Genomic DNA, 12,639 nt, shown 5'->3' with positions numbered 1-12,639 from the left:
CGGACAAGATATATAATAGCATAGATTTTTTCATATTGCAAGCTTTTTTTTCAAAAATTTTAAAAAAATTTATTTTGTTTGAAAAAATTCCGCAATTCCTTATTTTATAAGGGATTGCGGAATTATTTATCAAACCCGGAATCTCACTGCAATTTCTTCCAAAAGCTTTGCCTTTTCCTGCAGCTTGCACTCTGCTCCGACATACGGCTTAGGTTTGTCACCGCCGTATTTACCGTCTTTGAAGACTGGTCTGCAAAACTTCCAACCTCCTGGGCAACTACTGCAAAGTCCTGCCCCATCTCTCCTGCCCTAACAGCTTCAATAGAAGCATTTAGCGACAGTAGATTTGTTTGCAGAAAACCAGTTTCCAGTTTTTTACAGTACTGCTTCTTTTGTATCATTATACCAGAGTAGGTTAAATTATTCTGCTACACTTGCATACTTAAAGAACTTAAATCCAAGTGGAGATGAGAAGAATCCATCTACATTGTCCTTCAGCATGTAAATGTCAACATAGTAATAAAGTGGGCAAAGCATCCAATCATCAAAGATGATATCTTCGCACTGATGCATCAGCTGCATACGCTCTGCAGGATCGCTGGAAGCCTTAATCTGGGAAATTAAAGCATCGTAGTCACTGTTAGACCACTGAGCATCGTTGTTACCACCATCGGTAATCCACATATCAAGGAAGGAAATAGGATCGTTGTAGTCACCTAACCAACCATTACGAGCAATATCATAGCCACCGTTCTTACGGGTATTTAAGAAGGTAGCCCACTCTTGGGATACTAACTCAACCTTAACACCAATCTTAGACCACATATCCTGAAGAGCCTGACCGATAACGTCATGACTTCCACCTTCATTGTACAGGTACTCAATCGTTGGAAGACCTTCACCATCTGGGTAACCAGCCTCTGCTAAAGCCTGCTTAGCTAACTCTAAGTTACCTTCATAATCAGCAGGATCATAGTAATCTCCACCAACTTCACGGAATTCCTTTGTAGAATCCGCATCTGTAAGTCCGGTAGGAACGAATGCACCTGCAGGTACCTGACCTGCCTGGCCGATTTCGTCACAGATGTACTGACGATCAATAGCAAGAATTAATGCCTTACGAACTAAAGGATTGTTTAAAGGCTCCTTTTCTACGTTAAAGGATACATAATAGGTTCCTAACTGTCCCTCGATATGGAACTCAGCGTTAGACTTCTGAGCTGCGATTTCGTCAGTAGGACAATCATCAATAAAGGATAATTCACCAGTTTCATAAGCAGATAGCTGAGCGTTTGGATCCTCCATCAGGACAAAACGGATAGAATCTGGTCCCAGAGAATCAACATCCCAGTAATTCTCATTCTTTTCATACAACATATAAGAATCATGCTGCCATTCTACTAACTTGTAAGGTCCGTTACAAACGTAAGTAGAAGGATCGGTAGCCCATGCATCTCCACCTGCTTCAACAGCTGCCTGCTGAACTGGCAAATAAGCAGGGAATGCACATAACTCTAAGAAGTAAGGAGTAATCGCAATCAGCTTAACCTCAAAGGTCTTATCATCAACAGCAGTAATATTCAGCTTGCCATCTGCATAGCCTTCGATACACTCAAACATATAAGCATAGTCAGCTGCTGTTTCCGGAGCGATTGCTCTATTCCAGGAATATACAAAGTCATTAGCTGTTAAGTCAGAGCCATCGCTCCACTTTAAGCCATCACGAAGAGTAAAGGTATAGGTTAACTGATCCTCGCTGATTTCATATTTCTCAGTAAGGCCCTCTTCGTAGGTAACACCATCCTTGGAAAGTCTCATAAGACCTTCAAATGCATGGTCAATTAAAGTACCACCATCTACTGCACTGTTTAATGCTGGATCGATGGTATCCGGCTCTGGTCCTACACATACGGTTAAAGTTGTTCCATTACCGCTTGCTGCCGGTGCACCGGATTCTGCCGGCTGATTACTGCCATTCTTGCTGCCGCAGGCAGTCAGAACAGAAGCAGCTGTAAGAACACCAGCAAGAAGTAATGCTAATTTTCTTTTTTTCATATTCTTGTCCTCCTAAAGATTTTTATGTGAATGCTGTTGCATTAACATCAGATTAATTAATTTTATCCAGATTATGACAAGCTACAAAATGTCCTTTTTCCACTTCCTTAAATTCAGGCTCCTCTAAAGCACACTGTTCTGTTGCATATGGACAACGTGTACGGAAGCGGCATCCACTTGGTGGATTCAACGGACTAGTATAATCCACACTAAATGCCTTTATGTTTCGCACAGAATCTGGATTCGAGAGTGCATGTTCACTGTTTAAGCCTACTCTTTCCACTTCCGGACTCTCCTACGATACCAAGAACCTCTCCCTCCTTCAGCTGAAAGGAAACGTCTCTTACAGACTGTACCTCACCTGCCGGTGTAAAAAAGGAGAGTTTTAAATGCTCTATATCCAATAATACTTTCTGCTCTGACATTGGTATAAATCTCCTTTTAATAAATTCAGCATATAATTCTTATACTGTATAATCTTTGGCTGGTCCAGACCGTATTTTTCCTCCAAAGCTGCTAAAGTCGCCGCTGACGGTGCTTTTTCAGCCAGGAACGGTTCACCGGGAACCATGTTCATCAGGGTAAATTGTAAGGAGCAAACAAAAATACAAATATCTTCATTTGCTCCAACATTGTCATAATGATATCCTGTTTCCTTTCATTTGTCTTCTCTATAAAGACACCTTGTAAAAAATGTATAATGATTCCTCTTATCTAGTGCAAATATAGTACATATACACAATATATACTATTATCATAATGACACCCTCTGTCCGATTCAAACGCTTTTTGCTGATACAGAAAAAATATACCAATAGACTCATAACCGTAAGAAGAACTAAATCATAGATACTTTCCATGCCAATACTGATTGGGGTAATTGTAGAAGAAATGCCTAAAATCAAAAGTACATTAAAAATATTAGAGCCAATAACATTACCCAAAGCCATATCATTTTCTCCCTTTCCTGCTGCTACCACAGAGGTCACCAGCTCCGGAAGAGAAGTTCCAACCGCTACAATAGTAAGCCCAATCAAAGTCTGGCTTAACCCAAAGGCTGCTGCAATATCAGAAGCACTGTCTACGACTATATCGCCACCCCAAACAATCGCTGCAATACCTCCCAGGATATAAACAACACATTTCCACATAGGAAGGGATTTGATTTCCTCTTCTTCTATTACCTCGCCATTTTTTCTGGCATTTAATGCAGATTTTACCATCCAGACCATAAACAATGCAAATAAAAGAATAAACGCAATGCCCTCTGTTCTTCCTAAAATAGTTCCCGTATAGGCAAAAATCAAAAGCAGAGCCTCTGCTAGAATTGAAATAGGGAATTCTTCCTTTAAGGTCTTCACCTTTATATGCAGCGGAGAAAGTGCGGCACATACTCCGCATACTACAATCAAATTAAAAATATTAGAACCAATGACATTACTAACGGCAATTGCATTACTTTCCTTCAATGCTGCTGTTGTACTTACCGCCAGTTCTGGTGCACTTGTTCCCATTGCCACAATGGTAAGACCAATAATCATAGTAGGTACCTTTAAATTTTTCGCAATACCAGAGCTTCCTTCCACAAAAAAATCAGCTCCCTTAATTAAAAGCACAAAGCCTACTATCAGCCATAAATACATCATTTTACATTTCCTCTTTTCTACTGTTCATCTATTACATTTTTGAAATACCAGTTTGTCTTCCCAATAATATCCTTTGCATCAAAAGCTTTCCCCTTTTCTCCGATAATAGTACCTTCATTTGTCTCTATCTCATCGGAAAATATCTGAAATTCTCCCGAAAATAGCTTTGCCTGTACCTGTTCAATCTCTGCCGCTGCTTCCGGAGCATTAAAGGAGGCCAAACCAGACAGCCGGACAATGCCTTCCTTCATACCACCTAGATAATCCGTATTTTCCCAGGTACCATTAAGAATACTCTGCACTGTCTGAATGTAATATACACTCCAATCCCACATAGTAGAAACCAAAACGGCATTCGGTGCATCCATACTCATATCTGAATTGCAACCAATTCCAAAAGCTCCGACCGCTTCCACTGCCAGCATAGCGGCCGGAGTTCCACAATGCTGTGCTATCACATCACAGCCTTTCTCTATCAGTTTTCTTGCCGCTTTCTCTTCCTTTTCTGCATCAAACCAGCAGTCTATTGTCTTAACATAAACTCTGACATCCTCATTTACAGAATAAACTCCCATGGCAAAGGCATCAACACTACTGGTTACAAGTGGATTTTCCTTTCCCCAGCCTGCAATATAACCTATCCTTCCTGTTTTAGTCTTCAGTCCTGCTGCAATCCCAGAAAGATATTGCACCTCATATTCTCTTCCAAAATAATGAGATAAATTTTCCTGATTGCTCATAGAACCTCCTGCATGAGCAAAGTAGACCTCGGGATATTGCTCCGCCAGCTTGGCAAAATTCTTCTCATAGCCTTGGCTAGCCGCAAATATAATATTGCAACCCTCTTTTATGCATTCTCCAACGGCTTTCTTCAGAGCTATTTTATCCGTTTCACAGATATTATTTTTCCTGATAATCTGTGCATCAGTAAGTCCCAGTTCTTCCTGCATTCTGCATATTCCCCAGTCATGGGTAAAGCTATATCCATATCCCTCCGCCGGATCTGTAGAATAGATTATTCCAATTTTTAGTTTTTCCTTTGGAATGGCTTTCTCTGTCTTTTCCACAACCGCCGTTTCTATCGGCTGCAGACTTTCCTCCGGTGCTTTAACTGATTTAAACTCTGCACTGCTGCGGCAGCTGGTTAAGGCAAATACACATAATACCATAAACAGCCCCGCACTCAGGATTTTTTTCATCTGCAATTCCTCCTTACTTTCTGTGCATGGAGAATTTATATTCCTCATAATACGGAGTAATCGTAGGCACAATCTCTCTGTCATCTGCCTTAGCAAGAAGCGCTTCTCTGTCCTTTTTCGCCAGAAGCTCCGGACGCACACTTCCCGGTCCGTTGACACAGCCACCTTCACAGGCCATACCTTCAATAAAGTCCTCAGGAAGCTTTCCAACCTTCAAGAACATCAATGCCTTCTTGCATTCAGCACCACCGCTGCACTGACGCACCTTGACATCACTGCATTCACCCAGCTCATTCAGTGCCTGTACTACAGCCTTAGTTACACCACCGGCATTACCGAAGCGTTTCCCATAAATACTTCCCTGCTGAAGCTCTTCTTCCCTATAATCAGCAGGATTAACCCCCTTTGCCTCCAGCATACAGTTAAGCTCCTCAAAGGTCAGAGCATAATCTGCATTTCCGGTTCCGATAGAATCAATGACTTCACTCTTTTTTGCAATACATGGCCCGATAAATACAGTGACCGCATTCGGATTCATCGCCTTAATCATACGGGATACTGCTGCCATTGGAGAAACGGTAGTTGACATATTCTCCAAAAGCTGTGGGAAATGCTTCTTAATCATATTTACAAAGGCAGGACAACAGGAAGTTGTCATCTTCTTTCCTTCTTTATAGCCCTCTGCCCATTCCTTTGCTTCACTCTCAGCCACCATATCTCCACCTAAGGATACCTCATACATATCAGTAAAGCCAAGCTCCCTAATAGCCTTCCTCATAGCTCCCATGGTTGCCTCAGATCCAAACTGACCCTCACCTGCCGGTGCAAACATAGCATATACATCCAGTCCTTCTGCGTTAATCATGTTAATAACGTCCACCATGAAAGACCGATCTGCAATGGCACCAAAGGGACAATCCTTGATACAGGAACCACAATGGATACATTTTTCTTCGTCAATCTTTACAATTCCATATTCATCCATCGAAATCGCATCTACCGGACAGCTTCTCTTACATGGCCGCATCAGGTCTGCAATCGCATTATAAGGGCAGGACTGGGAGCACTTACCACATTCCTTGCACTTTGCCGGATCAATATAGGCTCTGTCTCTCCCCATGGAAATCGCACCGAAATTACATGCCTGCTGACATTTCTTTCCCATACATTTCTGGCAGTTATCGGTTACGATATAACGGGTAATCGGGCATCCCTCACAGGCTGCCGGAATTACCTGTACAATATTTTTATTATCCTTATCTGCAGATGGAGCCTTCCCCTGTGCCAGACGTACTCTCTGACGGATAATCTCTCTTTCTCTGTAGATACAGCATCTAAAGTTCGCCTGTGGTCCCGGAATCAAATCATATGGGATTTTATCAATATTTTCTTTCAGCCTTCCTTCAAAGGCCAGCTTTGCCACAGCCTTCAATACCTCGTGCTTTACATTTCCAATGGTAGAATCTTCTCTAAACATATTAGCCTCCTTGTCGGTCTAAAAATAGGTCAGTGTAACCTTTCTCCCCAATTTTACCAGTACATCCTTCATCTGTTCGATGAGATTCATTCGTATACTGATATCAAAAGGCAGCTCCGGGCTCTGGTGAGCCACATTAATCGTTTTTCCCACCAGAAAGTCCACATCCGTAGAGCTTTCAATCAGCATTTTTGCTACCATGGAGCCTCCGTTTTGCTTGTCCAGCTCCTTAAAAAATTCCTCGTCCAAATCTTCCTTCTCGTATCGTTTCAAAAGGGTCAAAGCCCTGCTTAGGGTTCTTACCCCTTCTGTTACCAAATCAATACCGTCAATGTATCCAATCGGCGGTATATCCGGATCTACATACTCCAGCGTAGTCCTCACCTCTCTGTTCAAATACCGGGCAGCAATATTAGCACTGGTACCACCGCAGACCACCTTTTTCCCTTCTGATTCCATTAAAAGCTCCATAATCTTATGGTCATCATTTTTGGAAGCTGGTGGTCCGGTAAATATCGTTACCAGCTTCCACTCCATAACCTTTGCAACAGCAACGGTAGTATCATCTCCTGGATTTTTCATATATAAATCATCACAGGCCTGACTGATAGTATTCGCAAGTCGTAGAGCCGTCGGTGCCTTATATACGGATTTAACTGCATAATCCGCTACATTTTCCCAGCACCAGCCAAAATTAAGAATCTGGCCAACTCCGGCATGGATAACACCATCACTCATCAAAACAAAGGTGTCCCCAAGGCGTACCAGAAAACGGGACTCCTTAATCTCCTTTTCTGCAATTATTCTGGTCTTAAATGGTATCTCTAAAAGCTTTCCGTCACGAATGGCAATGCAGGCAGGATTATCAAATTCTACCAGATAACCTTCCCCATTCCGGTAAATCTGAAGGATACTAAAGGTAGAATAAGCCACCTGACGCTCCCTGCAGACAGGCAGCGTCTTTACAATCGTTTCTACACACTGATCCAGTGTCGCACCATTTAACAGCATAGTGCCCAGAATTTTAGAAGTTAATGTTGAAAGGATGTTAGCCTTTACACCACTTCCCATACCATCTGCAAGTATCATAATATAGGAATCCCTGGTTTCCAGAATCTCTACCTTATCACCACACAGCTCCTCATGATGTTTATTAAGACTTTTATAAGAGGCTTCTACTTTAAGATTCATACAAATTCCTCCCTGCCTTAATTAAATTCTCCATCACTTACAATCATGTCCCTAAGCTTGGTCAGGGTCACCTTAGTTTCTGCTGTCGTTTCACCCAAAAGACCGGCAATTTCCTGTGCTACCATCATCTGCTTATCAATAACTCGCTGTGCCATCTCAATCGTATCCATCTTAAGCTTATAAGCCTGGCGATTCTTCTCCGCTTCATTGGAAATATCCTGGAATACACCTAATACACCATTGATTTCCTTAACATAGACAATGGTCTGCAATGTTGTAATATCATACTCCTGATAAGATACTCTTTTCGCTACGAGCTTTGACTGGCTGTTTAACACCTCATCAAAATCTCTGTGATCAATAAACTCAAACAGATACATGCCTATCGCTTCCTGTTTGGATTTTCCAAACACCATCTCGGCTCCTCTGGAAAATTCCAATATCTTCATATCTGAATCAACGACAATAATAATATTTGGTGTCGTGTCTAACACAATATTAGCCATGGACTGAGCCTTTTCATGCATATACGGAATACACATGGTAAGCTCTGCCTTGCCCTGACAGACAGCAATCGCCTTATCCCGACAAGTCGGATACCCACAGGCGCCACAATTAAGCTCATGGGACTTATCCGTTTTACCAATCTTAGCCAGGGTTTCACGAATTTTCTCTTCGCTTGGCAGCTCATCATGGAAGGAACGGTTTACAAAGATCTTACTTAAATTAATACCAGTCTCCTCCAACGGTACAATTTCTGCTGGTATTTTCTCAATTCCAGCCTCCATGTCCAGCTTCCGTTTAAAATAAGAGGTCTTTTCCTCCTTACGTTCTACTGCCGGACCATTAATGCAGCCACCGACACAGGTATTCATTTCTACAAAGACATTATGTATCTCGCCTTTTTTCATACTTTCCAGAAAATCCATACAATTTCTGACACCATCCACAGCCAGCTTCTGATACCCCTTTTCCTTCACCCGGGATGCTAAAACAGCATTAATAACACCCGTATTTACCGGATACAGACGATTGATTTCCGGATTCTTATTGTCAAAAGGCAGCTCATCTAAAGTCTTTAAATCAATACCCTCCTCAGCCAGCCACTTTTCCAGCTCAGCAAAATTAAGCACTGCATCGACAGCCCCCTGCACACGCAGGTCATTTTCAGCTTCTCGCTTCTTTGCAATACAAGGTCCTAAAAATACAACACGGATGTCGCTTCCTAGCTCCTTTTTCAAAAGCCGCCCATGGGCTACCATCGGTGAAACCACTGGTGCCATTGAGTCGGTGAGCTCAGGATAGTAAATCTCCATCAAATCATTAACACTAGGGCAGCAGGTTGTAATAACGTTGTCCATCCTACCCTCTTCTAATAGCTTAATATACTCTGCCGTAACATAAGCAGCTCCTTCTGCTGTCTCCCGAACCTGGTAAAACCCCAGGCGTTTTAAAGCTGCAACCAGCTGTCCCGGCTTCTTATAATCCATAATTCCGGCGAAGGACGGAGCTATGGATATTACCGTCTTAAGCCCGCTCTTTAAAAAATCCTTCACCCGGTCTATATCACTAACAAGGGATTTCGCATTCTGCGGACAAGCTGCGAGACAATGGCCACAGAGAATACAATGATCATTCATAATCTGAGCTTGTTCATTTTTAACAGCAATTGCTTTTACATCACAAACGCGAACACATTTATAGCAGTTTTTACATTTTGCCTCTTTAAAACGAATTACATTCATAAGGCAAACTCCTTTCCCTATCCTACAGACTTCCTAAAATTTCCTTCTCAAAAAACTCGTCTGCAGTTTCCGGAGATACCGAATGCAGTTCTCCATCCACCTTAACACAAACACCCCTTACACATTCTCCAATGCAGAAAGAACCATTTAAACTTATCTTATCCTCTACACTGTTCTCCCGAATCAGTTCGTTAAATCTTTCTACGATTTTTCTTGAACCCTTCAAGTGACAAGAACTACCGATACAAATTGTAACAACCATATTCGTTTATCCTCCTTTGGCACATATTTCTTATTTATTTTATCAGCAAACTCGACAGAAATCAACGAAAAATTCTTTTGTGCATTTTTTACAACAAATATGCCATTATTCTGTAAATTTTCTCCTTTACAAAATAGAAAGTGAATGTTATATTATATAAGTGAGTTATTTTTTTAACAATGTTTGTTAATGTTTTAACATTTATATTTTTTAGGAGGATACGATTATGGCTGAAAAAAAACAACCAACCCCACAGGAACATGTTGACGAGCTCGTTACAAAGGCTAAGGTGGCTTTAGCTGAATTAAAGAAATTAGACCAGGCTACCATCGATAACATTGTACACGAAATGGTTCTTGCAGGTCTTGCTAAACAGCAGGAGCTTGCTAAAATGGCAGTAGAAGAAACCGGACGCGGTATTTACGAGGATAAGATTACAAAAAATATCTTTGCTACCGAGTATATCTGGCATTCCATCAAATATCAGAAAACTGTCGGCATTATCGAAGACAATGAAGAAGAGGATTATATGCTGGTAGCAGAGCCTGTTGGCGTTGTAGCAGGTGTTACTCCGGTAACTAACCCTACCTCTACTACTATGTTCAAAAGCATTTCCTGTATCAAAACAGGCAATCCAATCATTTTTGGTTTCCACCCAAATGCACAGCAATGCTCTAAGACAGCCGCAAAGATTCTGTTAGATGCCGCCGTTGCAGCAGGTGCTCCTGAAAACTGTATCCAATGGATTGAATATCCTTCTATCGACGCAACGAATATTTTAATGAATCACCCTGGTGTATCCATGATTTTAGCAACTGGCGGTCCTGGTATGGTAAAGGCTGCTTACTCCTGTGGAAAACCAGCCCTTGGCGTAGGCCCTGGAAATGTTCCTTGCTTTATTGAAAAGTCCGCTGTTTTAAAGAGAGCAGTTAACGACCTTGTACTATCCAAATCCTTTGATAATGGTATGATTTGTGCTTCTGAGCAGGCAGCCATTATTGAAGCTCCTGTATATAAAGAAGTTATTGATCTGATGAAGAAAGCTGGCTGCTATTTTGCTACCAAAGAGCAGATCAAAAAGCTGGAGCCGGTGGTTATCAATCTGGAAAAGGGATCTGTAAACCCTGCCATCGTTGGAAAATCTCCTGCTTATATTGCAAATCTGGCTGGCTTTGAGATTCCTGCAGATACCAAGGTATTATGTACTGAAATCGACGGCGTAGGCCCTGACTATCCACTTTCCAAAGAAAAGCTTTCTCCTGTTTTAGCTATCTTAAAGGCGGCTGATGTAGAGGAAGGTATGAGCCTTTGCGAAAAAATGCTTGCTAATGGCGGTATGGGACACTCTTCTGTTCTTCATTCCACTGAGCAGAACATTATCGATGAATTTTCCAGCCGTATGAAGACCGGACGTATTCTTGTAAACTCTCCTTCCACCCATGGTGCTATCGGAGACCTTTACAACTCTAATATGCCATCCCTTACCTTAGGCTGTGGCTCCTACGGTGGAAACTCTACTACTCACAACGTATCTGCCGTTGACCTGGTAAACATCAAGCGTGTTGCAAAAAGGAGAGTTAATATGCAGTGGTTCAAGGTTCCAAGCAAGATTTATTTTGAAGCAGGCTCTATCGCTTATCTGACAAAGATGCCAAACATTTCTAAGGCATTTATTGTAACAGACCCTGCTATGACCCAGTTAGGCTATGTAAATAAGATTTTATATCAATTAAGAAACCGTGAGGAATATGTACACTGCGAAATCTTTGACCAGGTTGAGCCGGATCCATCCTTAGATACCATCATGAAGGGTGTTGACTCTATGAACCAGTTCCAGCCGGATGTTATCATTGCACTGGGCGGTGGCTCTGCAATCGACGCTGCTAAGGGTATGTGGCTGTTCTACGAGAATCCGGACGCAGACTTTAAGAACATGTCCTTAAAGTTCTTGGATATCCGTAAGCGTGCTTACAAGTTCCCTCAGTTAGGAAAGAAGGCTCAGCTGGTTGCCATTCCTACTACCTCTGGAACCGGTTCTGAGGTTACATCCTTTGCCGTTATTTCCGATAAGAAAGAAAACAAGAAATATCCTCTGGCTGACTATGAGCTGACACCGGATGTAGCTATCATTGACCCTGATTTTGTAATGAGTGTTCCGAAAAAATCTACTGCATGGACTGGTATGGACGTTCTGACCCACGCTATTGAGGCCTATATTTCTATTCTGGCTTCTGATTACACCGATGCATTAGCTATCCACGCCATTGAAATGGTATTTGATTATTTAAAGCCTTCCTTTACCGAAGGTGCAAAGAATCCTTTAGCCCGTGAGAAGATGCACAATGCTTCCACCATCGCCGGTATGGCATTTACCAATGCCTTCCTTGGAATCAACCACTCTCTCGCTCATAAGCTGGGCGGTGAATTCCATATTCCACATGGCTGTGCTAATGCTATCCTGCTTCCTCACGTTATCCGTTACAACGGTGTTGCTAACCTGACCAAGTTCACCTCCTGGCCAAAATATGAAAGCTATATCGTAGGTGATAAGATTTTCGATCTGATGAAGAAGCTCGGCTTCAAGCCAAAGAACAACGATGACGCTGTAGAAATGCTGGCTTCTAAGGTTGAGGAATTAAATGAATACCTTGAAATTCCTGTTACCTTAAAGGAATACGGCATTGACGAAAAGGAATTCTTATCCAAGGTAGGACCTTTAGCAGACTTAGCCTTCGGCGATCAGTGCACTACTGCTAACCCAAGACTTCCATTAGTATCTGAATTAGAAGAGCTTTATCTGATTGCTTACTATGGAAAGGGAAATGTTCCTGCTAAGAAGAGTAAATAGATTTCTTCAAAAGATAAAAAGAGTGTTGCTATTATAGCTCTTAAGCTAGGACTACGAAGGGCGATAATTCTAAAAAAATGCATATAATTTACTACAAGTGACGAGTACGCGGACATTCGACCTCCTGTCTCAAGTCCGCTCAAAAAACATGGAGGTTTTTTGCCTCTGTAGGCTATGCATTTTTAAGAATTATCAGCCCTTCTCCGTATAGCTTAT

At 41.9% G+C, this 12,639-nt stretch carries 9 protein-coding genes and 3 pseudogenes; 1 reads left to right on the top strand and 11 read right to left on the bottom strand.

Annotated features, from left to right (window positions below):
* Window positions 1-143: 143 nt before the first annotated feature.
* From ASU35_RS20530 to ASU35_RS16800, 11 genes and pseudogenes are all read right to left on the bottom strand, one after another.
* Window positions 144-401, bottom strand: coding sequence for a methyl-accepting chemotaxis protein (locus tag ASU35_RS20530; protein WP_058354131.1), 258 nt, complete (start codon window positions 399-401; stop codon window positions 144-146).
* A 19-nt stretch (window positions 402-420) separates the two neighbouring features.
* Complete coding sequence (locus ASU35_RS16835; RefSeq protein ID WP_058354130.1) at window positions 421-2,055, bottom strand: peptide ABC transporter substrate-binding protein; 1,635 nt, start codon at window positions 2,053-2,055, stop codon at window positions 421-423.
* Between the two features lie 52 nt (window positions 2,056-2,107).
* A pseudogene (locus ASU35_RS19515) lies at window positions 2,108-2,260 on the bottom strand (oligopeptide/dipeptide ABC transporter ATP-binding protein); the annotation flags it as partial.
* Between the two features lie 67 nt (window positions 2,261-2,327).
* Window positions 2,328-2,480 (bottom strand): annotated as a pseudogene (locus ASU35_RS18960) (ATP-binding cassette domain-containing protein); the annotation flags it as partial.
* Window positions 2,481-2,488: 8 nt separating this feature from the next.
* Window positions 2,489-2,668: pseudogene (locus ASU35_RS20370) on the bottom strand (ABC transporter permease); the annotation flags it as partial.
* 97 nt (window positions 2,669-2,765) lie between these two features.
* Entirely contained in the window at window positions 2,766-3,701 is a 936-nt protein-coding gene (locus ASU35_RS16825) for a calcium/sodium antiporter (protein WP_058354129.1), read from the bottom strand.
* A 17-nt stretch (window positions 3,702-3,718) separates the two neighbouring features.
* The gene (locus ASU35_RS16820) at window positions 3,719-4,900 is read right to left on the bottom strand and encodes a BMP family ABC transporter substrate-binding protein (protein ID WP_058354128.1); all 1,182 of its coding nucleotides are present in this window, start codon (window positions 4,898-4,900) and stop codon (window positions 3,719-3,721) included.
* Window positions 4,901-4,913: 13 nt separating this feature from the next.
* Window positions 4,914-6,377 (bottom strand): 4Fe-4S dicluster domain-containing protein, encoded by a 1,464-nt coding sequence (locus ASU35_RS16815; RefSeq protein ID WP_058354127.1) that lies wholly within the window; start codon window positions 6,375-6,377, stop codon window positions 4,914-4,916.
* Window positions 6,378-6,395: 18 nt separating this feature from the next.
* Window positions 6,396-7,568, bottom strand: a complete 1,173-nt coding sequence (locus ASU35_RS16810; protein WP_058354126.1) for a SpoIIE family protein phosphatase — start codon at window positions 7,566-7,568, stop codon at window positions 6,396-6,398.
* A gap of 17 nt (window positions 7,569-7,585) precedes the next feature.
* A complete protein-coding gene (locus ASU35_RS16805) occupies window positions 7,586-9,313 on the bottom strand; it encodes a [Fe-Fe] hydrogenase large subunit C-terminal domain-containing protein (protein ID WP_058354125.1) in 1,728 nt (575 codons plus the stop codon).
* A gap of 22 nt (window positions 9,314-9,335) precedes the next feature.
* The gene (locus ASU35_RS16800) at window positions 9,336-9,575 is read right to left on the bottom strand and encodes a (2Fe-2S) ferredoxin domain-containing protein (protein ID WP_058354124.1); all 240 of its coding nucleotides are present in this window, start codon (window positions 9,573-9,575) and stop codon (window positions 9,336-9,338) included.
* Window positions 9,576-9,801: 226 nt separating this feature from the next.
* Between ASU35_RS16800 and adhE the strand changes: the two genes are divergently transcribed.
* The gene (gene adhE / locus ASU35_RS16795; protein ID WP_058354123.1) at window positions 9,802-12,423 is read left to right on the top strand and encodes a bifunctional acetaldehyde-CoA/alcohol dehydrogenase; all 2,622 of its coding nucleotides are present in this window, start codon (window positions 9,802-9,804) and stop codon (window positions 12,421-12,423) included.
* The last annotated feature ends 216 nt before the right edge of the window (window positions 12,424-12,639 follow it).

Origin of the sequence: Acetivibrio ethanolgignens (genome assembly GCF_001461035.1) — a bacterium.
GTDB lineage: Bacteria > Bacillota > Clostridia > Lachnospirales > Lachnospiraceae > Velocimicrobium > Velocimicrobium ethanolgignens.
The sequence above is the reverse complement of the archived record's forward strand: the minus strand, read 5'-3'. Positions and strand labels throughout refer to the sequence as shown.

What these genes read in the sequence shown, in the direction of transcription:
- ASU35_RS20530 (WP_058354131.1), bottom strand. Translation starts at nt 401, where the DNA reads ATGATACAAAAGAAGCAGTACTGTAAAAAACTGGAAACTGGTTTTCTG.
- ASU35_RS16835 (WP_058354130.1), bottom strand. Translation starts at nt 2,055, where the DNA reads ATGAAAAAAAGAAAATTAGCATTACTTCTTGCTGGTGTTCTTACAGCT.
- ASU35_RS16825 (WP_058354129.1), bottom strand. Translation starts at nt 3,701, where the DNA reads ATGATGTATTTATGGCTGATAGTAGGCTTTGTGCTTTTAATTAAGGGA.
- ASU35_RS16820 (WP_058354128.1), bottom strand. Translation starts at nt 4,900, where the DNA reads ATGAAAAAAATCCTGAGTGCGGGGCTGTTTATGGTATTATGTGTATTT.
- ASU35_RS16815 (WP_058354127.1), bottom strand. Translation starts at nt 6,377, where the DNA reads ATGTTTAGAGAAGATTCTACCATTGGAAATGTAAAGCACGAGGTATTG.
- ASU35_RS16810 (WP_058354126.1), bottom strand. Translation starts at nt 7,568, where the DNA reads ATGAATCTTAAAGTAGAAGCCTCTTATAAAAGTCTTAATAAACATCAT.
- ASU35_RS16805 (WP_058354125.1), bottom strand. Translation starts at nt 9,313, where the DNA reads ATGAATGTAATTCGTTTTAAAGAGGCAAAATGTAAAAACTGCTATAAA.
- ASU35_RS16800 (WP_058354124.1), bottom strand. Translation starts at nt 9,575, where the DNA reads ATGGTTGTTACAATTTGTATCGGTAGTTCTTGTCACTTGAAGGGTTCA.
- adhE (WP_058354123.1), top strand. Translation starts at nt 9,802, where the DNA reads ATGGCTGAAAAAAAACAACCAACCCCACAGGAACATGTTGACGAGCTC.